Source organism: Oxalobacter formigenes (assembly GCF_002127965.1).
GTDB classification, from domain to species: Bacteria; Pseudomonadota; Gammaproteobacteria; order Burkholderiales; family Burkholderiaceae_D; genus Oxalobacter; species Oxalobacter formigenes.
Map to the genome: position 1 here is coordinate 1301087 of NZ_CP018787.1, position 20806 is coordinate 1321892.

General features: G+C 48.7%; 20 protein-coding genes and 1 tRNA gene. 10 read left to right on the forward strand and 11 right to left on the reverse strand.

The window, feature by feature from the left end; all coding sequences use genetic code 11:
- Window positions 1–17 precede the first annotated feature (17 nt).
- From eno to BRW83_RS06165, 3 genes are all read left to right on the forward strand, one after another.
- On the forward strand, window positions 18–1301 hold the full coding sequence (gene eno / locus BRW83_RS06155) for a phosphopyruvate hydratase (protein WP_005880678.1): 1284 nt from the start codon (window positions 18–20) through the stop codon (window positions 1299–1301).
- Between the two features lie 91 nt (window positions 1302–1392).
- The gene (ftsB, locus tag BRW83_RS06160) at window positions 1393–1779 is read left to right on the forward strand and encodes a cell division protein FtsB (RefSeq protein WP_050757724.1); all 387 of its coding nucleotides are present in this window, start codon (window positions 1393–1395) and stop codon (window positions 1777–1779) included.
- Window positions 1780–1915: 136 nt separating this feature from the next.
- Window positions 1916–1991: transfer RNA gene (locus BRW83_RS06165), tRNA-Asn, on the forward strand.
- Window positions 1992–2118: 127 nt separating this feature from the next.
- On the opposite strand, the gene BRW83_RS06170 is transcribed toward BRW83_RS06165, so the two are convergent.
- Entirely contained in the window at window positions 2119–2337 is a 219-nt protein-coding gene (locus tag BRW83_RS06170; RefSeq protein ID WP_050757787.1) for a putative hemolysin, read from the reverse strand.
- Between the two features lie 389 nt (window positions 2338–2726).
- On the opposite strand from BRW83_RS06170, the gene BRW83_RS06180 reads away from it, so the two are divergent.
- Both BRW83_RS06180 and BRW83_RS06185 read left to right on the forward strand, forming a co-directional pair.
- The gene (locus BRW83_RS06180; protein WP_005880674.1) at window positions 2727–3203 is read left to right on the forward strand and encodes an Hsp20 family protein; all 477 of its coding nucleotides are present in this window, start codon (window positions 2727–2729) and stop codon (window positions 3201–3203) included.
- A gap of 140 nt (window positions 3204–3343) precedes the next feature.
- Complete coding sequence (locus BRW83_RS06185; protein ID WP_145814977.1) at window positions 3344–3931, forward strand: deoxycytidylate deaminase; 588 nt, start codon at window positions 3344–3346, stop codon at window positions 3929–3931.
- An 18-nt stretch (window positions 3932–3949) separates the two neighbouring features.
- Here the strand turns inward: BRW83_RS06185 and arsB are convergent, their stop codons facing one another.
- The 5 genes from arsB to BRW83_RS06215 form a co-directional block, all read right to left on the reverse strand.
- The gene (arsB, locus tag BRW83_RS06190) at window positions 3950–5011 is read right to left on the reverse strand and encodes an ACR3 family arsenite efflux transporter (RefSeq protein ID WP_036602923.1); all 1062 of its coding nucleotides are present in this window, start codon (window positions 5009–5011) and stop codon (window positions 3950–3952) included.
- 8 nt (window positions 5012–5019) lie between these two features.
- Window positions 5020–5859: an arsenite methyltransferase gene (gene arsM / locus BRW83_RS06195; protein ID WP_005880668.1), complete on the reverse strand. Its 840-nt coding sequence runs from the start codon at window positions 5857–5859 to the stop codon at window positions 5020–5022.
- A gap of 38 nt (window positions 5860–5897) precedes the next feature.
- Window positions 5898–6269 carry an ArsR/SmtB family transcription factor gene (locus BRW83_RS11865; RefSeq protein WP_005880666.1) on the reverse strand — a complete coding sequence of 124 codons (372 nt, stop codon included), beginning with the start codon at window positions 6267–6269 and terminating at the stop codon, window positions 5898–5900.
- Window positions 6270–6589: 320 nt separating this feature from the next.
- Window positions 6590–7075 carry a GyrI-like domain-containing protein gene (locus BRW83_RS06210; RefSeq protein ID WP_005880664.1) on the reverse strand — a complete coding sequence of 162 codons (486 nt, stop codon included), beginning with the start codon at window positions 7073–7075 and terminating at the stop codon, window positions 6590–6592.
- A gap of 107 nt (window positions 7076–7182) precedes the next feature.
- On the reverse strand, window positions 7183–7455 hold the full coding sequence (locus BRW83_RS06215) for a DUF6582 domain-containing protein (RefSeq protein ID WP_005880662.1): 273 nt from the start codon (window positions 7453–7455) through the stop codon (window positions 7183–7185).
- A gap of 323 nt (window positions 7456–7778) precedes the next feature.
- Here BRW83_RS06215 and BRW83_RS06220 point away from each other — a divergent pair, with 323 nt between their 5' ends.
- The 4 genes from BRW83_RS06220 to lanM all read left to right on the forward strand — a co-directional run bounded on the left by BRW83_RS06220 (window position 7779) and on the right by lanM (window position 13914).
- Window positions 7779–9206 carry a tail fiber protein gene (locus tag BRW83_RS06220; RefSeq protein WP_005880659.1) on the forward strand — a complete coding sequence of 476 codons (1428 nt, stop codon included), beginning with the start codon at window positions 7779–7781 and terminating at the stop codon, window positions 9204–9206.
- Window positions 9207–9551: 345 nt separating this feature from the next.
- Window positions 9552–10475 carry a GNAT family N-acetyltransferase gene (locus tag BRW83_RS06225; RefSeq protein ID WP_005880657.1) on the forward strand — a complete coding sequence of 308 codons (924 nt, stop codon included), beginning with the start codon at window positions 9552–9554 and terminating at the stop codon, window positions 10473–10475.
- A 42-nt stretch (window positions 10476–10517) separates the two neighbouring features.
- Window positions 10518–10838 (forward strand): Nif11-like leader peptide family RiPP precursor, encoded by a 321-nt coding sequence (locus tag BRW83_RS06230; RefSeq protein WP_036602921.1) that lies wholly within the window; start codon window positions 10518–10520, stop codon window positions 10836–10838.
- Between the two features lie 19 nt (window positions 10839–10857).
- The gene (gene lanM / locus BRW83_RS06235; protein WP_145814976.1) at window positions 10858–13914 is read left to right on the forward strand and encodes a type 2 lanthipeptide synthetase LanM; all 3057 of its coding nucleotides are present in this window, start codon (window positions 10858–10860) and stop codon (window positions 13912–13914) included.
- Window positions 13915–13987: 73 nt separating this feature from the next.
- Here lanM and BRW83_RS06240 read toward each other — a convergent pair whose 3' ends face one another.
- Window positions 13988–14824 (reverse strand): OB-fold protein, encoded by an 837-nt coding sequence (locus tag BRW83_RS06240; RefSeq protein ID WP_005880652.1) that lies wholly within the window; start codon window positions 14822–14824, stop codon window positions 13988–13990.
- A 720-nt stretch (window positions 14825–15544) separates the two neighbouring features.
- On the opposite strand from BRW83_RS06240, the gene BRW83_RS06245 reads away from it, so the two are divergent.
- Entirely contained in the window at window positions 15545–15802 is a 258-nt protein-coding gene (locus BRW83_RS06245) for a glutaredoxin domain-containing protein (RefSeq protein WP_005880651.1), read from the forward strand.
- A 100-nt stretch (window positions 15803–15902) separates the two neighbouring features.
- On the opposite strand, the gene BRW83_RS06250 is transcribed toward BRW83_RS06245, so the two are convergent.
- The 4 genes from BRW83_RS06250 to BRW83_RS06265 all read right to left on the reverse strand — a co-directional run bounded on the left by BRW83_RS06250 (window position 15903) and on the right by BRW83_RS06265 (window position 20795).
- Entirely contained in the window at window positions 15903–16925 is a 1023-nt protein-coding gene (locus BRW83_RS06250) for a Csu type fimbrial protein (RefSeq protein WP_050757723.1), read from the reverse strand.
- A gap of 4 nt (window positions 16926–16929) precedes the next feature.
- A complete protein-coding gene (locus BRW83_RS06255) occupies window positions 16930–19416 on the reverse strand; it encodes a fimbria/pilus outer membrane usher protein (RefSeq protein ID WP_081442194.1) in 2487 nt (828 codons plus the stop codon).
- Window positions 19388–20197: a fimbrial biogenesis chaperone gene (locus BRW83_RS06260; protein ID WP_050757721.1), complete on the reverse strand. Its 810-nt coding sequence runs from the start codon at window positions 20195–20197 to the stop codon at window positions 19388–19390. The genes BRW83_RS06255 and BRW83_RS06260 overlap by 29 nt, the downstream gene beginning before the upstream one ends.
- Before the next feature lie 64 nt (window positions 20198–20261).
- Window positions 20262–20795 (reverse strand): Csu type fimbrial protein, encoded by a 534-nt coding sequence (locus tag BRW83_RS06265; protein WP_005880647.1) that lies wholly within the window; start codon window positions 20793–20795, stop codon window positions 20262–20264.
- Between the last annotated feature and the right edge of the window lie 11 nt (window positions 20796–20806).

The following is a 20806-nucleotide window of genomic DNA, read 5'->3' on the forward strand; positions in this document are numbered from 1 at the left end:
ATTGCTGGGAGATATCTATGAGCGCTATCGTTGACCTCATCGGACGTGAAATTCTCGATTCCCGCGGAAATCCAACCGTCGAATGTGACGTACTTCTGGAATCAGGAGTCATGGGTCGTGCCGCTGTCCCTTCCGGAGCATCCACAGGATCGCGCGAAGCGATCGAATTGCGTGACGGCGATCCAGACCGTTACCTTGGCAAAGGCGTTTTGAAAGCCATCGAACACATCAACACCGAAATCGCCGAAGCGATTATCGGGCTGGATGCCAGCGAACAGGCTTTTCTGGACCGTACCCTGATCGATCTGGACGGCACCGAAAACAAGGCCCGTCTGGGAGCGAACGCCACACTGGCTGTTTCCATGGCCGTCGCCAAGGCAGCCGCCGAGGAAGCAGGCCTGCCGCTTTACCGTTATTTCGGCGGTTCCGGCATCATGCAGTTGCCCGTTCCGATGATGAACATCATCAATGGCGGCGCGCATGCCGACAATAACCTGAACATTCAGGAATTCATGATCATCCCGCTTGGCGTGCGCAGTTTTTCCGCTGCCGTCCAGTGCGGTGCCGAAATTTTCCATACCCTGAAAAAAATCCTTCAGGAAAAAGGCCTGACGACTTCCGTCGGCGATGAAGGCGGTTTCGCCCCATCGGTCGCCAACCATGAAGAAGCCATTCAGCTGATCATCACGGCGATTGAAAAAGCCGGTTATGTACCGGGCGAAGACGTTTGCATCGGTCTGGATTGCGCTGCCAGCGAATTCTACAAGGACGGAAAATACGATCTCAGCGGAGAAGGCCTTGTACTCACTGCCGAAGAGTTCACCCATTTGCTGGAAACATGGTGCGACAAATACCCGATCATCTCGATCGAAGACGCCATGTCTGAAGACGACTGGGCAGGCTGGGCTTACCTGACCGAAAAACTGGGCAAACGCGTCCAGCTGGTCGGCGACGACCTGTTCGTCACCAATACCCGGATTTTGCGGGAAGGTATCCAGAAGGGCATTGCCAATTCCATCCTGATCAAGATCAACCAGATCGGTACCCTGACCGAAACCTTCGCGGCCATCGAAATGGCCAAACGCGCCGGTTATACCGCCGTCGTTTCCCACCGTTCCGGTGAAACCGAAGATTCGACCATTGCCGACATTGCCGTCGGTACCAATGCCTTGCAGATCAAGACCGGTTCCATGTCCCGTTCGGACCGGATCGCCAAATACAACCAGTTGCTGAGAATCGAGGAAGATCTCGGCGAAGTGGCAAGCTATCCAGGCAGAAGCGCTTTTTATAATCTGAAATAAAGAGAGACAAACAAAGGCCGGTATAATCGAAAGAGATTCACCGGCCACATTTTTGACTGAAACCAGTCCTTTTTCGGATCAGGTACGTTCCATGCGCGCGATAACCATTACGCTGGCAATTTTGCTGCTCGTCATCCAGTACCCGCTCTGGCTGGGAAAAGGAGGATGGCTGCGCGTTTTCGACTTGCACAGGCAGCTTGAAACCGTTCAGGAAAAGAACGAGGAACAGAAAGCCAAAAACGCCAAACTGGCGTCCGAAGTGCAAAGCCTGAAAGAGGGGACGGAAGCGATTGAAGAACGTGCGCGTTCCGAACTGTCCATGATCAAAAAAGGCGAAGTCTTCATCCAGCTGTTGAACGATAAAAACGAAGTGCCCAATGAGGTGAAAACGGAAGCAAAACCGGCAGAAACAACGGCCGAAAAGACGGACGATCAAAAAACGACAGTTGCCACTGAAAAACCCGTTGCCAAACAGTAAAAACGCTTCCTTTTCAGAGGGAAAGTTTCTATAATTACGAGATTGATTTGCAGCAGTGGATGTACCGTTTTCAGAGAGAAAATGCTGAAAAAAGTTTGACAAGACGGTCTCGATTGCTTATAATCTTTTTCTTAATTCCTCGATAGCTCAGTCGGTAGAGCGACGGACTGTTAATCCGCAGGTCCCTGGTTCGAGCCCAGGTCGAGGAGCCAGATTTCAAAAGGCCCACATGAAAATGTGGGCCTTTTTCTTTTTCACACATGGGCTGTTTGTCAGGCAGTGTTCCATAAAAGGATTGCCTGTTCTTTAATCAGTGAGAGATGGTTTTTCAATAAAAAATTACCGGGCAGGCGTGTTGTTACGCGGCGGGTTATTCTTCCTGAAGAAATCCCATGCATCCACCACTTGCCCGTCAGGCAACCTGCAATATCCCACCTCGTTCCCACCAGCATCCTTTTTGGAGAAAGACTGGCCGCCAACACTCACACAATACTGGCTCGATGGATTGGCCATTGCGGCCATCCTGTTATCTTTGGCGGGTGAAGTACATGCGGTCATGAAAATCACTGAGAACGCAAGCAAGTTGAGGGTAATGGTTTTTTTCATAAGTTGATGATGTGTATGAGAATTCAATTTGCTAATTGAAATTGATATCGCGAGGACATCTGTTGCCTGTCTTTGGAATGCCGGAGAAAATATGGCAAAGCCAGCTTCCAGCTGGAAAATACGATAACATTTTTTATAAATTTCTTGTACCTGTTTCTTTAGAAAGGGTGAGTATTCGTGAGGGGTTGCGCAGGATATTCCATCTGAAGGCCAGGGGTTTCATACAAAAAATTTTTGCATCGATTCTCTTGAAATTTTTTTGCGAATTCCTATATGTAAAATGACAGCAAGAAGAGTTGTCATTCATTAATTAACTTAAGCTATTACAGGAGTTCGTTAAAATGATTACTCGTACACTTTCCTTAATGCCAACATTTTCAGACAGTTTGTTTTCCGATCGACTTAACCGGATTGACAATCTGTTTAGCAAACTGACCGGTGATGAGCCGCTTTCTACATTGCCTTCCTACGATATCGTAAGAATGGATGAGACTCATCTGGATATCGTTGTCGGTCTTCCCGGATGGAGTATCGACGATATAGAAGTCCTGTCGCAAGGCGGACAGCTGAGTATTTCAGGCAAGCAAAGAGAAGATAAGCAGAATAAAGGCCATACGTATTTGTATCGTGGATTGATGCGTTCGAATTTCAACCTGAGTTTTTCCTTGCCTGAGTATGTAAAGGTAAAAAATGCAAACCTCAAGGATGGATTGCTAACGGTAAGCTTGTTGAAAGAAATACCGGAAAGCGAAAAAATCCAGAAAATCGCCATCAATTACCATGAAGGTAATCCGACAAAGGCAATCAGCAATAATTGAGAATGGATGAAAATCTTCTGAAGAACCTGAAACCTGCAAGTTTTCTTGCAGGTTTTATTTTTTGCCGTTAAATTTTTTGCGACATTCAAACATGAATAACTGATTTTTTGAATAAATTGGCGTTAACACCTTGATAAGGCATGATTCAAGGTGTTAACGTTCCCATCGGGTTACCTGTTCCAACCAGATCAAGACTGCCAGACATGCTAGACATCAAACGTCAGAACTATTACATGAACATTGCCATAGCGGTGCGCGAGAATGCCAATTGCAAGGGACGCAAGGTCGGCGCTGTCATCGTCAGGGATAACCGCATCATTTCGACAGGCTACAACGGTACACCGGAAGGCTTTACCAATTGCATGGATGGCGGGTGCGTCCGGTGTGGCAAGCGTGAAGAATACAGGCGCGAAGGCAAGAGGGGATATGACGAATGCATTTGTGTCCATGCCGAACAGAATGCCCTGATATCGGCTGCCCGGTTCGGGAATGCAATAGAGGATAGCGTCATTTTCTCGACACTGCGTCCGTGCTTCGATTGCACCAAGCTGATGCTTCAGGCCAAAATCAGGGCCGTTTACTATCTTCATGACCTTGGAAAACTGGATGATGCTGAACTGCAGGGGCAGTATGAACTATTGCAGTCGAAGTTTATCGAGGGTGTCTATCACGTGGATTTTGAAGACCCGAGAGCGGATTGGGCGAATGCCGTTTTGCCGAAAAAATAAGGCCCTTGTCTGCTCGCATTATTTTTCGAAGGTGTTCTGACGGGCGAAATAGTGTCTGCCAATCCACAAGGCAACGTTCACCAAAGCGATCAGGACAGGGACTTCCACCAGTGGTCCGATGACGGTCGCAAATGCCTGTGGTGAAGCGAGGCCGAAAGCTGAAATGGCGACAGCGATGGCCAGTTCAAAGTTATTGCTTGCTGCCGTGAATGACATGGCGGTGGTTTTCGCATAATCCTGCCGTGCCCATTTACCCAGTGCATAACTGACCAGAAACATAACGACGAAGTAAATCAGCAGGGGAACGGCAATCAGCAAGGCATCCATCGGGAGTTTGAGGACATCGTTTCCTTTCAGGCTGAACATCGCCACAATCGTGAAAAGCAGGGCTACAAGGGTAAAAGGGCTGATGCGCGGTATGAATTTTGTTTCATACCAGTCGTTTCCTTTCATCCTCCTGAGCAACAGGCGAGTGAAGAATCCGGCTATGAATGGAATGCCAAGATAGATCAATACGGCCCGTGCTATCGTCAGGAAATCTACATTGATGATATTGCCTTCCAATCCGAAAAAAGGGGGGAGGAAGGTGAGGTAAAACCAGGCAAACAGGCTGAAAAACAGGATCTGGAAAATCGAATTGAAGGCAACCAGACCGGCAACGTAATCATTGTCACCGCAGGCAAGCTGATTCCAGACCAATACCATGGCAATGCATCTGGCCAGACCAATCAGAATAAGGCCTGTCATGTAACCCGGATAATCGTGCAGGAAAAAAATCGCCAGAAAAAACATCAGCGCCGGACCGATAAGCCAGTTCTGAATAAGTGACAGGACAAGAATCTTCTTGTCTGCAAAGACTTCTTTCAGTTTTTCATATCTCACTTTTGCAAGTGGCGGATACATCATGACGATGAGGCCGATTGCAATAGGAATATTCGTCGTTCCGACAGAAAGGCTGTCAATGAAAGAGGGCAGGCCTGTGAATATTGCGCCAAGGGTAATCCCGCATAGCATGGCTGCGAATATCCACAGGGTAAGGTAACGATCGAAAAAGGAGAGCCCTCCTCTATGTGCCGTCATTTTCGACCTCAAGGTTTTCTAGCTTCAATACTCAGGCTGACGACGTAGTTTTCGAGTTTTTCTCCTGCGGGAAGGGATTCGGCAATTTCCCGGTAAAGGGGATCGTTCCAGTCCTGCATTTGGCGGATATATCCTTGTTTGGGAGTCAGGACGATATCCGTAAAACCGGTTTTTTCCAGCATTTGACGGGTTTCATCGACCAGAACAGCACCGGCAACACAGCCGACCAGAGCGGCAGCCATACTGCGTACATTTTCGGGAAGCGGTTTCAAAATGGCCAGATCGGATACGGACAGTTTGCCACCGGATTTCAAAACGCGGTGAATTTCCTTCCAGACCTGCGGTTTGTCAGGAGACAGGTTGATGACGCAGTTTGAAAGAACCACGTCAACCGTATTGTCCGCGACAGGGAGATGCTCGATTTCCCCAAGCCTGAATTCGACGTTATCCAGCCCGGTACGCTCGCGGTATTGCCGGATATTATGGCGTGCTTTTTCCAGCATTTCAGGCGTCATGTCGACACCGATGACGTGTCCGGCCGCTTTCACTTTTTCACCCGCCTGAAAGACGTCGAATCCGCCGCCGCTGCCGAGATCCAGCACGGTCTGGCCGTCTTGCAAGGCAGCGATGGCAACCGGATTTCCGCAGGACAGGCCCATGTTGGCACCATCCGGCAGATTGGCAAGATCTTCTTCATCGTATCCGATGGCGGCGGCCAGACGGGCGGGATCGGCTGGGCCACTGCGGTCGCTGCAACAACAGGGGCTGGCCTGACCGATGGCAATGGCACGGTAACCGGTACGGACGGTTTCCCGGATTTCCTGTTCGTTTTTATCCTGTTTGCTCATTTGAGTAATCCTTAATGTTAAATAGCTGACCTGAGAAATCAGGTATCCGATTTTTCGGACGGAAGTGGGGGAAGCCATTCCGGAGGAACGCAACTTTGTTCACGATAACTCCGGCATTTGCCTGTATTTCCCTGACAGCATTCTTCAGTCAGGTAAGCGATCAAATCGAGCATCAGGGGGATACTGGCGCGATAACGTAAAAACCGGCCTTCCTTTTCCATACTGACCATTCCACTATGGGTCAGGTTTTTCAGGTGAAAAGACAGGTTATTGGCCGGAATGTTCAATTGATTGGCAATATCGCCCGCAACAAGGCCATCCGGAGCGTGTTTGACGAGCAGGCGGAATATCTCCAGACGGATGTCTGAAGACAAGGCTTCAAAAAGGGAAGAGGCGTTTTCTGTTTTCATATTTCAATGATACAACAAATATTGAAATGATGTGAAGGATAAAGTGCTGAAAATGGTATCCGATTCTCATTTTCAGTAATTCAGGGGAATAATTATTTTCTTTCAGTGTTAGTACAAGCTGATCCGTCTGGAATTCAGGATGGATTGATGCTTTGCGTTCAACGTACGAGGCAGGCGAAAAGGATATTTCCACAGAACGGAAATATGCCGGTTAAACCGGTTAACACGCCTGATGGTTTGCAAATGAAAAAAGGATGCTTTAAAAAGCATCCTTTTCGACTGAAAAATCCTGTGCTGTCAAAATGCGAACAGGATAAATATCAGTTCGGCTCTTTCATGGTGACGGGGACGTAAATTTCAAAAAGGTCTCCTTCTTTCCACAGATAAGGGTAATGCTCGAAACTGATTCCCTTCCCGTCAATGGCATAATCGATTTGCGTTGGTGGCCATTCTTCATAAATGGCTTTATAGGCTTCTCCCAGTTTTTTGATACCGGGCACCTGGCAGGTCGCATACATGGCCAGTGGAATGGAGATAATTTCCAGATCAGATGGAATCTTGTCTGTCGAATCGATTTCCACAGCCGCCCAGTAAGCAAACCTGTCATTATCGATCATTTTGCAGACACCATATGTAGAAGGCCTTTCCGGGATGGAATTGTTGACAGACAGCTCTCCATAAACCCGTGGGCCGAATGATTCCCAAAGCGCAGCACAATCTTTTTGCGCATTTTTCATATCCGTTTCAATTTTGATTCCGGCAACTTTTGTTTCCGGAAATTCGAGCACTGCAAATTCAAAATCCATGATGTTCTCCTGTCGAATGATGAAATATAAGGCTAGAAAGACACAGTTTGTTTATTGAAAATGAGCCTGTTTCCAATCCGTTTCATGACTGTCCTGAAAGCGTGTCACTATTTATTAGCCCATTCCAGCACGTTCGGGCTTTGGACGTTCACGCCGAATTCCTGTGCTTTCGCCAGAATCCGGCGAGCCAGTTCAGGCTTGTCTTCATCCGAAGCGAGGTGAAAACGGGATTCGGCATCCCGGACATGTTCGGCATCCGGCATAGGGAATGCGCGTTTGCCGGGGATTCCGAATGCCGAATCGGGAAGTTCGCTGCGTCCTTCGGCAGTCAACCGGTCGGTACCGGGGTAATGGGGAAAGGGGTCGCGATGAGGTGTCATTTTCGTACTTTCTCATTTTCTGTTTGGCATTTGAGCGTAGCATTTCTGTGAAAAAAGCTTTTGCCATACATCAGTCCCTGAATTTAAAGAGGAGAAATTGTCTGCTTTTCCTGTTGTTCCCGACTATCGCAAGAAAACAGGCAAAACAACAGGCGCTACAACAAAAAGCCCTGAAATCGGCATGTTTTTAAATTTTGTTGTACCAGCTGACCGAAGAAAAATTGCCTGTTAGTATCTTTACCGGCGCGCCAACAAGTCCGTTGTATTTGATTAACTGACAACTCACCTTCACGCATAGTGACGGGAGCTTATGGGAAATTATTATGAATACATCATCTTCAGGCACTGCAAAAACCTCTCCACAAAATGACTTCAAACCCTTTGCTGTGGGAGAAGGAGCCAATGTCATCGAACAGTCCGAATACGAGAAATCAGGCTTTTTGAAAGAAGGCTTCAAAAAAGGCATGGCCCGGTCATCCGAAATCAACAAGGCCATACGACAGGGATCGTCCATAGCTGCAGCCGTTGCACGGTTCGCCGCCGCCAAAACCGGAGAAGCCCTCCTTGACAACGGCGACATCAATACCCTCTGCCGGCAAATCGAAACCGCGATCAGCTCGGTTTCCTCCCTTCTGATCGCCGAAGCCGACGGATCGGCAGATGCACTGACAGCGCACTTCACCCCGACAGTAAAAGAACTTGAAAACGGTCTCTTGGTGCACGTGCGCGCAAAGGAAAAAAATACCGGAACCAGCCCGAGCTTCAATGCCGATGAAACCGGAGAGAAACCCGTCGTCAAGGGAAACAACTTGCCACTGGAAGCCGCAGACATCGCCGGAGCCGGGCACTGGCTCGAAATGCAATACGACGGTGCACTGGACAAATGGGTCTTGCAAAACCCCGCCAAAGGCATCACACCACCGTCTGGCGTACCCGTCGGCACCATCGAATACTTCGCCATGCCAACCCCACCCGCAGGCTACCTGAAAGCCGATGGCGCAGCCGTGGGACGACAAACGTATCCGGAACTGTTTGAAACGATCGGGACGACCTTCGGGGAAGGCGATGGATCGACCACGTTTAATTTGCCTGATTTGATGGATCGGTTTGCGCAGGGGAGTGATGTACCAGGGCAGAAGGTGGAGGCGGGGCTGCCGAATATAACCGGAGAAATCAATATAGATAATACCCTTGCCGGAATGTCTCATTACGAGGGGGCTTTATATCCAGTCAAATCATCCGGTTATAAAAATTCGCTGGCATCCAATAATAATGGTACGCCAGTTGCCTTTGATGCCTCACGCTCAAACCCCATCTACGGTGCATCCACTACCGTCCAGCCACCCGCATTGACCTTATTACCCTGCATCAAGGCTTTCGATGCCGCCACCAATCCCGGCCTGATCGATATCACAGAGCTGGCCAATGAGGTCGCAACCCACAAACATGTGAACGAAACGTATAACGACGGCACGAACTGGTATCGGAAATGGTCGGATGGCTGGCTGGAACAGGGCGGGTTTGCCGCAACTGATAATACTGGGCGTGGTGTTATTAATTTGTTGCAGCCATACTCTACTGAGGATTACACAGTTTGTATAACCGCTTATGCGAGCCAGATTACGGGATTGTCGACCTGGACAGTTAAAGCCAGTAATCCGAAAACACAATCGAGTATTGGTATCGTGGCAAGCAGTGCTGATCCGGTCAGTTGTATGTGGCAAACATGTGGAAAAGGTATGCAGTCATGAGAAGGAAATAAAAGATCATCAGGTCTGTTAAAAACTGAACAGACGTCAACATGTATATATCATATTTTGTAAAGCGCACCGTTAAATGTGCGCTTTACATTAATAGTATGTTTGTTGGTTATAAAATCTTTTTGTAACCTCCTTTTTGGCAATTTTCATTTATTTTTTGGTAGAAAAGCGGAAAAATGTCGCCCGTCGAATAAGCCAGTTTCGCAACATTTATAATGAATTGCCTTTTTCTCTTGCCTAATAGCGTCCTCAACCTTAATCTGTCACTATATTTCATTTAAAAAACAGTTTTTACCGTCTTCATGATCTCATTTGTAGGGAATTGACAAAATAGTAATGCCAGACATAAAGAGACTGAATCTTATTACCTACCTTGGCCGGTATCTTTCCATTTTTCCGGCAAGTGTATCGCTTGCACAGGAGGTCTGCCGCGGGGAAGGGAAGATCCTGCTAGGTGCGGAAATGGATGGTGTTCCATGTGGCTTGCTGATTGCCGATTCACAGCAGGATGAAAAGCTTCTGCTTGAATACATCCGGATAAATGAGGATAGTCTCAGGATGGGCATCGCAACCGCATTGATAAATGCCTGTGTTGAATTGGCACCGGGAAGAAACCTTGAATGCCATGTGACGCTTGTCGATGAAGCTGATTTGGGTCTGATGCGCTTTCTTGAAAAACTCGGTTTTGAACATGTCGACTCGTCCGATACAGTCGTTATCGACAGGAACGGTACGACTGTCAGGCAGTGGGAAGATTTCATGGCTGCCAAAGGGTCAGGTCTTATTCGCCGTTTGGAAAAAAAGGGACTTCGGGTCGTGAGTATGGCCGAGGCAGGAAAAACCGTTATGTCTAGTCTGGAAAAAAACCTTGATGGCCGATTTCCGGATGACATGAATCCGTTTTTCGCTTCGCACGATATTCTGGTCGATTACAGTTTTATCGTTCTGAAAGGAAGCGAACCGCTTGCCTACAGTATCGTCGTATCCGATGATGGCGGGAAAACGGCAATTGTCCAGTTTCTGGCAACGGCCTCGGATTACGTGGGGAGTGGTGTGTTTTTCATGTGTCTGGCGTCGTCCATTTCGGCTTTTGCGAGAGGCGAACAATGCAGCAAGGTGGCTTATACCGTATTTGAAAAGAATATGGAGATGCGGAAAATTCAGGAGAAGTACCTCGCATTCAAAGGACAGCAGTTCTGGCGGCAGTTTTTATTCCGGAAAAGCGGGCAGTTTCTGGCAGGTGCAAAACTGTGTGGTTGATTTTTTCAGGTGTATTTCTTTCAATTTTTACAGGAGGACAGTATGAGTATCGACGCGATTATCAAAAAAATGTCGGAAGATGAAAAATTTGCCGAAAAGTATGCCAAATTCGACAATCTGGACGCTGTTCTTGAACAGGCTAAAGCTGACGGATATTCGATTACGAAAGAGGATATTGAAAAATATATCGCCAGCCACAAGTCGGGCGGGGTGAGCGGCAAGCAACTAAGCAAGTCGGCTGGTGGCAAGGGAAACAAGAAAGCATGGTCTGTCGTAGGTATGATCGGTTCGCTGGCAACCGGTATGACCGGCGGCGGTTGCCCGACCTATGAAAAAATGAGTCAGGGCGCATGCGGTTTCTGATGGATTTGTCCGGCTGGATTTGAATAATTTTCTGTTGATGAAAATGACGGATGACATGGCGTTCGAACTGTCCGGCAAGAGCAGGAATCTTCTGGAACAGGGGAATGCCGGTTGTCCGGAACAGTTGAAGGAATGGTTTGACGACTGGTGTCGAATATCTTTCGATGGCGATGTTCAATCATTTCATAGAAGATTGTCTCTTTTTGCCGGCGCCACTGCTTTAGCTGAACGGGATGATTCTGGTACTCAAAGGATTGCGCGCTGGGTTCGCGAGATCGAAAAGATCAACGCTCTGATGCCGACAACGCGCCAGCGTATTCTTTCCCGCATTCAGTACAATCCTTTTGGTGGGGATGACTTACCGGAAGATTTCTTTTCTTTTATTGCCCCCGTTATCGTTTATCTTGAAAACAGGCTTAAACCTGTTTTTGGCCTGAAAACAAAAAACGGAGACGCGTTTCTTGAAGAGGCAGCCTGTCAGGATATCGTCACGAACGGAACGCGTCACATTCTTCAGATATACGATTTCTTTTCGCTCGATGCATTGAACGATATGGCGCCCGGCATATTGCCATTGCCTTTTCCCGCTCTGAAAAAATATTACGACGCTTTCAGTTCGCAAATGCTTGATGGAGGACTCGCCGGGGCGTTTCACGAGTGTCCGGTGCTCGGCAAAATGACAATTGATTATATTGACGGGTATGTCGGACATCTAAAAGAATGCCTCTCCCGGATGTTGCACGATAGCGATAAACTGCGGGAAACGTTCGGATGTTCAGGAGAAATCTCCCGTCTCGGCCTTTCGCAGGGCGACCCCCATAACGGAGGTCGTTCGGTCGTGATCGCCATGTTTGCCAATCGGGTGAAGGTGGTTTACAAGCCTGGCAACGGCCGACTGGACAAGGCATTTGAAGCGTTTACGGATTATCTGGCTGAAATCGGGGCGATATGGCCGGTGAAATTGCCGAAACTGGTCTGCGCAGAAGACTACTGCTTCAAGGAATTCATGTCACATGATCCTCTGCCTTCAAAAGAAGCCGCCAGACGGTACTACCATCGTGCCGGTCAGCTGCTCTGTGTTGTCACATTGCTTGGTGCAAGTGATTTGCATGCCGAAAATGTCATTGCACACGGTGAATATCCGGTTATCGTCGATCTGGAAACGGTAGTGACCCCTGTTGTCAAGCGTTTTGCCACACAGGATGAAGATGAAATAGATAAAAAGGGCACAGGAAATTCCATTCTGGATAGCGGGCTACTATTCGCCCGCTTCGATGGTTTCAATGGGGACAAGGGTGGCATTGCCGTCACGCATTCCGACGGGATGAATGTGCCTTTTTTTGCTGACCGACAGGAAATAGACGATGAAGATATCTGCTCTGGTTTGAAAGAAGGGTTTGAACAGACTTACCGTGCCATGTTGAAACAGCAGGATTCAATTATTGAAAAACTGAATGTCTTTTCCGGTTGTGATTGCCGTTTTCTTGTTCGTCCGACTCAGCTATATGTCGATTTGCTGAAGCAGATCCGTTATCCGGATGCCCTGAAAGACGGGATGTCACAAGGCTTTGAAATCGAAAAGAGTTTTTCGGCGTTCAGTTGCTGCCCGGATGATGCTGTCCTTCAGAAACTTTATGCCGTATATGAAGCGGAGTTCCTTTCGCTGGTCAAAGGCGATGTACCTTATTTTTATACAAGCACGAATAAGCTATCCATTTGTTCCGGAACGAATGAACTTTATGACGGCTATTTTGAAAAAAGCGCATTGGAAAATGCCCGGGAATGTTTTCGCGGAATGTCAGAAAGCGGTTTGTCTCTCCAGTTGCACCTGCTGAAACGTTCGCTTGCCGCAGTATGGATTAGTGAGGAAAAACGGCCGTCGAATGCGTTTGTTTTTTCGTCTGAAGATAAAGTCAGGCGGTTGACGGTCGCAGAGATGCTTGAAGAGGCAGAGAGAATTTTTCAGGATATTCTGGACAGTGCCATCCGGATAAATGGGGAACAGACTTGGTTCGTCAGTGAAATCGCCGCTTCAGATGCATCTGATGAAGCCATCAGCCAGAAACTGATGGATAACTCTTTTTATAATGGTTTTTCAGGCCTGTCGGTTTTTGCCGGAGCGCTTTATCAATCGACCGGGCAACAAAAATACCGGGATTACGCACGGAAATGGCTGGAAAAATGTTTTCAGGATGCTGGCAGGCTAAAGGGAAAACAGCATGGGGGTGTAACGAATGGGCTTGGTGGCCTCTTGATGGCCTCTGCGCTTCTTGCCCAGTATCTCAATGAACCGCAATGGCTTGTGAAAGCCAATGTACTGGCGGAAGCGGGATTGGAGCTGTCGCCAGAACCCGATTATATGAGTGGTCTGGCCGGTTATATTATGGCACTGGACCGGATCGGCGCCCGAGCCACGCTGATGACAGAGGTTGCCGAAAAATTGCTGGCTCTGGCAAAAACGGTGGATGGTTTCCATGTATGGCAATGCGATCAAAACAGTCGTCCATTGCTCGGGTTCGGGCATGGACAAAGCGGTTGCGCACTGGCATTGAAAAAGGTCTTCGATCGTACCCATGAAAGAAAATATCTGGATGCGGCGCTTTCGGCAATGGCATTTGAGCGGCAATGGCATCGTGAAGGGAAGGGCTGGCCGGATTTGCGTTTGTCCGACGATTCCGCCTTTGACGGGATGTGCGGTTTTTGCACAGGGGGCGCCGGTATTGGACTGGCCAGTCTTGACATGACTGGCATCTCCAGAGAAATCGATGAATGGATGCTGGACAATATCGGTTTTGCCATTGAAAGCGTGAAACGTTTCGATATGCAGACCAGTGATACCCTTTGCTGTGGCAATATGAGCCGGGTGCATTTTCTGGTCAGCGCAGGCATAAGGCTGGACCGTCCCGACCTGATCGACGAGGCAGTCAACAGGATGTCATGGGTGGCCGCCAGAAAAAAACGGTTCGGGCACTATATTTTGAACACGAAAGCGGAATTGACCGAAGTGGGATGGTTCAACGGGCTTGCTGGGGTGGGATATGAACTTCTACGATTGGTGAAAATGGGACAAAAATAATAAATTCCCCACAAAAGGAATTTATATGGAACTGGTTAAAAAAGCCTGCTTTCACAGGCTTTTTTATGGTTCTTTACTTTGTGTTTTGTAATGCCATTTCATCAAATTGCTTGAGGCGAGAAGCTATATCCTGTTCGGATAAACGCGAATCCCCACGCCATTTTTTTTCTAATATGGTTCTGTTGGATAGCATTTTCTTTTCTGCATCGGCAAGTATAGACATGACTGCATTTCCATTTTCAGGTATTCGAATATTGGCCAGACATGCTTTGGTATCATTAGTCAAACAAATGTTATCACCATCAATATAATTGGCCGATTCAATAATCATCCAGTTGGTTTTAATATTATTTTGTACGGCTGTGTATAAAGTGTCTTTGTTTTTGATGAGGAAAGGGGTGAGAAATTCACAATTATTCAACATTACGTTTTTCATAATGTAATTATTTATCTGGCATACGAGAGCCACCTTTTCGCCTTTTTTGATTTTTGCAAGCGTATTTTCGGAATTGTTGTCAAATTGCGCGTGAACTCCCTGAAACATGCCTGATCCTGATAATAAAAGATATGGATTCCCTGTGATGTCCTTGGCAATGTCATTTACATTTCCAAAGACAAGGACATTATGATTTTTATATTGCATATCTGCGGAAACTTCATTGGCAAAATAATCTTTCGATATCTTTAAGGATGAGACCGGACCAACAAGATTCAAGGTTTTTAAAACCTCTTCCTTGCTCAAAAGAGCGGATTTGCCCAAAACGAGTGATGCACCTGCATCATCGACTGTCAGGTTTTTAATAAAATTTTCACCTTTGATATTTGAAGAAGAGTTTTGACCGCTTTTCCCGCCACACGCAGCAAGAATGGATGTCAGTAATATAATTAGCGCCACTTTGCCCATCTTCATTTTTTCTCCTTGAATAGTTTGTAATCAATAAAAGATGATAGATAAATTGAAAATCGAGAGTCAGGATAAACTATATCCTTTTTTTTCGGTTAATAATATAAATTCATGGCCTGAAGCAACGTAATTTATAACTTGATTTGTGTTCTCAAAAAAATTATAACGGGGCAAACTGGAGAAGATAGTGTAAAACAGATAGCAATAAATCCATGAACCGAAAAATGGATAAAATGTCATTATTCTTAAAGCAGTAAAGAGATTTTTTATTAATAAATGTTTGTGAGGCTTGTTTGGGATTTTGGCTTATTTTTTAAAAATTGGTTTCAAGTGAGATGTGTTTTTTATTGTCCCGAAAATACAATTTTTCAGAAAATTTTAATCAGGAAGGATCAACTATCCTTCATAATGAGCTCGTTAGAAGACATTCGTTGGATAATTTGATTATCCATCATGTTCTATGGAATAAATAGTTCGTGTTTTTGAGTTAACTTCAGGTTTTTCCATAAATCAAGAGGCATGTAAACTGTCTATCCGTGATTTTTGTGTGTTATCTGATGTGCATGGAGGAAAATATTTTTTGTTGAATCGACAGTTTTCCTGTCGGAAATCATCCGGACGTCATGAAGCGGATATCGAATTTGCAAGTCAGTATATAATACTGCCATTGCGACCGATGCATGACAGTTTCCTGTCCTTTTCACCTTAACGAACTGAAGGATCAAGATGAACAAAAAAGTAGAGATTTACTGTGTCGATGGCCACCCCGCTTGCGATCTGGCTGTCGGGATTTTCGATGCCAAGGGCATTGAATATACCAAGATTCCTGTCGATACCGACATGAAACTGGCCGTTGAAATGTGGGCTCGTTCCGAACGCCATGTTTTGCCACAGATTTTTATCGGATACGATCATATCGGCGCATTGCCTGAGCTGATCGATCTGGTCGAAAGCGGCGAGCTGGATGAATTGCTGAAAGACTGATTTTCCGCCTGTTCATCCTTTAAGGATATCCCGTTTTCAAAAAGGTGACGTTATCGTCACCTTTTTTATTTCCCGATCCACGGATGGAGCCGGTTTGAATTTAAAAGCCCACACTGATCACGACGGTATCGGTATAGGTTCCGGCAGGCGGGGTTGTCTGGCCTGTCAATACTTTCGAGTTGTAAACGAATCCCTGTGTTGAAGTGCCGGTTCCGGCACCCGGATTGACGTCGGCGCTTCCTGAAGCCCGGGTCTGTCCTGCCGTCGATCCCCAGCGTGTGGTGCCACTCGCTCCCTGATAAATTTCATAGTTGATGTAATTGCCGCCGTTGGCCATGCGTCGCTGGCCGCTGGATGCATTGCTGCCGTCTGAGAGACCGACGGTATAAGATGTGCCTTTGGTACACTGGACGCTGATGGTTTGCGTGACAGGCGAAAAGGCACTGACAAGAGGGGCGGTGCCAAAGCTGATGTTGGGGGCGTTGATGGTGCAGTCATTGCCGATCGTCAGGCTGAGATTGACGACGCTTGAGGTCGAGCCGGTGTTGACGGGGCCGATACAAAGGTTGCCGACGCTGACGAGTGTGCAGATGCTCCAGCTCCAGTTGACCGTTACCGTATCGGTATAGGTGCCGCTGCTGAGATTCAAGGCTCCGGTAACCGTCCTGAAGTACATCGGCAGGGGAGCGTTGTTGCTGCCGGTGAGACCCAAAAGGTTCAACAGGGTGGAGTTGTAATAGTTGAGCGCCGTTCCCGGTGTGATCTGGTAAGTGTAAGTCTGGTCGGCAAAAATCTGGTAGGGAATGGTGTCACCCGCGGCATTCTTGAGTTTGGAACCGTTGGTCGTGGAGACGACGGCATTGATGTAGCCCGGAGCGCCCAGAACAGTCAATAATGAACCACCGCAGGCCACGCCTGCATTGGCGATCGATGTGTTTTGCGTGCTGCTGTTGATCTTGATGGACGTCTGGGAGCCAAAAGAAGCCGTACCCGTTCCGGTTGAAGCCTGACAGCCCGGTGCGGCGCTTGCCATGACCGGAAGCAGAAAACAGAGAAGTGCGACCAGCCACAGGCATGGTTTTTTCATGGTTTCAAGGCAGATGGATGGTATCTGACACGTCATATGATCATTCCTTTATGCATTCCAGTGGCCCGACTGTCGAGATAGTCCCGTTGGCTTTTTTCCTGTCCACGGAAAATGTGGTATGGCACGGCTTGCCATCCGGCAGCGAAACGGAGACGCGATTTTCCGGATCGGCGTCGTCGAACCATGCAAAGCCATCCAGACCGACTGGCGAAATTTTTCCGGAAGCGAGTCGCGCGACAGAACCGGCGGGCAATGGTTTGTTCTGGCTGTCGACGAGCCGGATTCCGACAGGCAAGGTCTGTTTCACCGGAAAGCGCATGAGATAGCCGTTGCCGGATTTGACGGCGACGCGTTTTTCGACTTCGGGAACCTGCATGTCCAGCGGAAGGTTCAGGGGATCGATTTCGTATTTCGCTGCGTAATATCCCGGTACAGACGGCACCATCAGATGGCCGTCAGGGTCGGTCGTGCCGATCAGGTTGTTTTCGTAACGTACCGGAATGGCAGGTACCCCGTCAGTCGAGACGAGAACGAACGAATCCTGCACCATGTTTGTGGCAAAGACAGACTTGTCCATCATGACAAGGGCACCGCTCATTTCTCCCCATGTCGTATTGTTGTTGTCGGGGCCATAAAATCCGTCACGCATCTGCATCCTGTCGTTTCGCCAGGTCAGGTCGGCCTGCCGGTAGTTGGGGCCGGATGAATCGAAACTGTAGCCCAGATTCCACCCGAGGCCACCGTCAGTCGGAACCGTCCGGCTGTAATCGAATCGCTGGGAATAGTCTCCCTGCTGATTGCGCGTCGTCGTAGTGGAAATGGTATCCCTGTTTTGTTTTCCGAATGGCAGAATCCACTGGATGAAACCGGACCAGTCGCCGTCGTTACTGGATTTGTTGGCGGAAAGATAAAATGTACCGAAGTTGCCCGGAGTAATGCTCCATGTCAGGTTGGTCAGACGGGTCGTATTGCCGTCATTGTTTTTGATTGAAAAAATGCCTCCGCTCAGGCTGCCGAAATGCCCAATGGGAATGCCGGCCGTGATCTGTACGCTTTGCTGGTAAGGCCGCTGCCAGATTCCGATGGTAGAAAGGTCACGCCAGTTTGGGCTGTATCGGACCCATTGGGCCGCAGCATTGAAATGCCGGTTGGTATATTGATAACCGCCCGTCATTTGCCGGCCACTCATCCTGTTGCCGGAACTGGCGCTGTACGAGGCATTCGCCACGCCGAACATCCCAAGCCGTACGGTTGCACCCAATCCGCCGACTGTCAGGGATTTCCCGCCTTCGACGTGCGACCCGACGGTCAGGGCATCCGTCAGCCCATATCTCAGGCTACCGCTATAAGCCAGTTTGCCGTAATCGAAACTGGCAATGCCATACCGTTGCCGCAAGACCCCGAAACTGGCAGCATAATCCGTGAGTCCTTTTTTCAGCAGCTCGCCTGTGACGTAGAAGGGCAGTGTGGTCGATACCTGTCGTCCAAGGGCATCGGTCGTCACCACGACCGCTTCGCCTGCTCCGTTGACGAACGGAGTCGTCGTGACGGAAAAAGGCCCGGGGTTCAACTGGTTGCTTTGTGCGCGGTTTCCATCGAGATACAGGTCTAGCGTTGAGGGAACGGCTGCCGATCCGGAAAACTGTGGCAGGGGGTAGGTTATGATATCGGGCCGGACACTGAAGTTTTTCGATATCTGGAAACCGCCGATCCGGACGGGATTGTTCCACGAAAGTCCCCGGGTCACGAGATCGCCGGCTTCATACGTCAGGATGCGGACTTCGTCTGAATAATGCCAGCGGGTGTCGTAACGGATATAGCCGCTTTGGCTTTCAGAGAGGTTGTCTGAAAAATTATGCCGGTATATGCCGGTGTTGGCGAGTGTGCCGTAAGGGCTGAAAAGCCGCAGTTCGCTCCATGCGTTGGTATTGCTTCCAGTCTGCTGGTTTTTCTGGACATAGATATCGTAATTGACCAGCATGCCGAGACCGGACTGTGGCGGGTAAAAAGGCCGCTTTTCCCTCAGGTCCAGTGTCTGTTCCGGGAGACTGTTTACGGGAACATTGATTCGTAATTGCTGGGCAGGACTGTCGTAATGGACTTTGATGCCTTTTGCATCGTCAAGGGCAATGTCAGTGTCACCGGAGGCGGTCAACTGATGTTGCCAGGGAGAAGATGGAATCCCTGCAGCAGCCAGATCACGTGTATTGACCCAGTACTGCCTGTTCCTGTAATGGACAGGGGCGACATGGCCGGTCGGCCGTTCATTGGCGACCAGTTCCCGATACAGGTTCATGTCCCGTTCTTTTGTCGTGGCAGAAAGGGCAGCCCGGTTTTCGGCATGGGCATTTGAAGTCAAAGCGGCCGGCAAGCCCATCAGTAAAAGATGGGATATCAGGATGGACAGGAGGGTACGAGTAACGGTTTTGCCTGAAACGTCGTCAGATACTGCGCAATATCGGGTTTCCGGTTTTAATGTTGACTGGCACTGTCTCCTTTTAATCGGCTTCTTCGACATTGGCGGCATTTATTCTGACTAATTGTTTGCCGTTGATAATGCCCAGCAGCGTGCTGCCGGAACCCATTTTGGCCGTGACAGGCCAGCTCATCGTTTTGCCCGGCAGGATATAACCGGCAGCTCCTCCCGGATCGGTTTTCATTCCGTCCGGCTTCGCAAACGTCAGGTTTCTCAGGTGGACGTGTATCGGCCCCTTGTTGCTGACTTCGAGTGTTTTCTGTTTCTGGTCGTTTTTGATGCGCCAGGACAGGGAGTTATCGACAATGGCCTTGTCCGCATCGGTTTTCCCGTTACCCTGCATGGACTGGCTGGAAAGTCCTTCGCCGAAAACAAAAACGGGAATGGAATAGCGCATACGGAATTTGACGCCATTCGTTACCTTCTGCGCTTCAGGCTCGACAGAGGGAATCTCATCGAGAATGACACGGTAGGTCAGCTCTTTACCCGGCGGAGCAGGAGTGGTCCGTATCAGCCGGACCAGTTGCCGTTTGCCGGGTTCGATTTGCATGATGGGAGGGCTGCCGACGATGTCGTTCTGTTCGGTCAGCTCTTCCTTGCCACCGGTGTGCGACCATGAATACACCCGCATCTGGTAGGTTTGCAGGGTATTACCGCGGTTTTCCAGCCACATCGCGGCCGCTTTTTCCTTGCTGTCGATAAAAACATTGGTCGGCCAGATCAATATGGCCGCCGCAGCGGGCAACAGCCCGGTCAGGAAATAAGCAGCCACAAGCATCAGGAGCCGGGCAACACGGTTCTGTTTACCGTCAAGGTCTGTCAGTCGCATCATGGTCGTCTATCCTGAAAAAACGGGATGATTTTCAATTTGTATCCCGGTTAAAAATAAAAAGGCTTTACCATGACAGCGTGACCACGACTGTATCGGTATAGGTTCCCGGCCTGGCGTTGCCCGGCAGGGTCAACCTGCCGTATATCGGCAGGGTAATATTGTTGCCTGTCCCGACGCTCGCGATCGTTACGGCCTGATTCAGCCCGATGGCGTTCTGATACGCCGCGTCGGAATACAATTGGTAAAGCAGTGTCCCGCCACCCGTTCGGGCAAGCCGCCTGCCGCCGCTGTAATTCTGGCCTCCATCGAGAGACATCGTGAGACTCATATTGGGAGTGCAATTCAATTGGTAAGAAGCGTTAGCAACGAGCGAGGCATTGACCGTCTGGGTCGAGAGTGTGGATTGCGTGCCGAAATTCAGCGTGCCGAATACAGGCGTGCCTGTACTGCCCGATACCAGACAGCCGTTCTGGATGATCGCCTGTACCTGAAACGGACATCCGGAAGGGGAGGAACTCAGTGTGCAGTCTCCCAGTGCCGGTAACGGTAACAGGCATGCGGCAAGGCATATCGCTGAAAAATCACGGACCCTTCCCATCCTGGCACCGG

What these genes read in the sequence shown, in the direction of transcription:
- eno (WP_005880678.1), top strand. Translation starts at nt 18, where the DNA reads ATGAGCGCTATCGTTGACCTCATCGGACGTGAAATTCTCGATTCCCGC.
- ftsB (WP_050757724.1), top strand. Translation starts at nt 1,393, where the DNA reads ATGCGCGCGATAACCATTACGCTGGCAATTTTGCTGCTCGTCATCCAG.
- BRW83_RS06170 (WP_050757787.1), bottom strand. Translation starts at nt 2,337, where the DNA reads ATGACCGCATGTACTTCACCCGCCAAAGATAACAGGATGGCCGCAATG.
- BRW83_RS06180 (WP_005880674.1), top strand. Translation starts at nt 2,727, where the DNA reads ATGATTACTCGTACACTTTCCTTAATGCCAACATTTTCAGACAGTTTG.
- BRW83_RS06185 (WP_145814977.1), top strand. Translation starts at nt 3,344, where the DNA reads ATGATTCAAGGTGTTAACGTTCCCATCGGGTTACCTGTTCCAACCAGA.
- arsB (WP_036602923.1), bottom strand. Translation starts at nt 5,011, where the DNA reads ATGACGGCACATAGAGGAGGGCTCTCCTTTTTCGATCGTTACCTTACC.
- arsM (WP_005880668.1), bottom strand. Translation starts at nt 5,859, where the DNA reads ATGAGCAAACAGGATAAAAACGAACAGGAAATCCGGGAAACCGTCCGT.
- BRW83_RS11865 (WP_005880666.1), bottom strand. Translation starts at nt 6,269, where the DNA reads ATGAAAACAGAAAACGCCTCTTCCCTTTTTGAAGCCTTGTCTTCAGAC.
- BRW83_RS06210 (WP_005880664.1), bottom strand. Translation starts at nt 7,075, where the DNA reads ATGGATTTTGAATTTGCAGTGCTCGAATTTCCGGAAACAAAAGTTGCC.
- BRW83_RS06215 (WP_005880662.1), bottom strand. Translation starts at nt 7,455, where the DNA reads ATGACACCTCATCGCGACCCCTTTCCCCATTACCCCGGTACCGACCGG.
- BRW83_RS06220 (WP_005880659.1), top strand. Translation starts at nt 7,779, where the DNA reads ATGAATACATCATCTTCAGGCACTGCAAAAACCTCTCCACAAAATGAC.
- BRW83_RS06225 (WP_005880657.1), top strand. Translation starts at nt 9,552, where the DNA reads ATGCCAGACATAAAGAGACTGAATCTTATTACCTACCTTGGCCGGTAT.
- BRW83_RS06230 (WP_036602921.1), top strand. Translation starts at nt 10,518, where the DNA reads ATGAGTATCGACGCGATTATCAAAAAAATGTCGGAAGATGAAAAATTT.
- BRW83_RS06240 (WP_005880652.1), bottom strand. Translation starts at nt 14,824, where the DNA reads ATGAAGATGGGCAAAGTGGCGCTAATTATATTACTGACATCCATTCTT.
- BRW83_RS06245 (WP_005880651.1), top strand. Translation starts at nt 15,545, where the DNA reads ATGAACAAAAAAGTAGAGATTTACTGTGTCGATGGCCACCCCGCTTGC.
- BRW83_RS06250 (WP_050757723.1), bottom strand. Translation starts at nt 16,925, where the DNA reads ATGACGTGTCAGATACCATCCATCTGCCTTGAAACCATGAAAAAACCA.
- BRW83_RS06255 (WP_081442194.1), bottom strand. Translation starts at nt 19,416, where the DNA reads ATGCCGCCAATGTCGAAGAAGCCGATTAAAAGGAGACAGTGCCAGTCA.
- BRW83_RS06260 (WP_050757721.1), bottom strand. Translation starts at nt 20,197, where the DNA reads ATGATGCGACTGACAGACCTTGACGGTAAACAGAACCGTGTTGCCCGG.
- BRW83_RS06265 (WP_005880647.1), bottom strand. Translation starts at nt 20,795, where the DNA reads ATGGGAAGGGTCCGTGATTTTTCAGCGATATGCCTTGCCGCATGCCTG.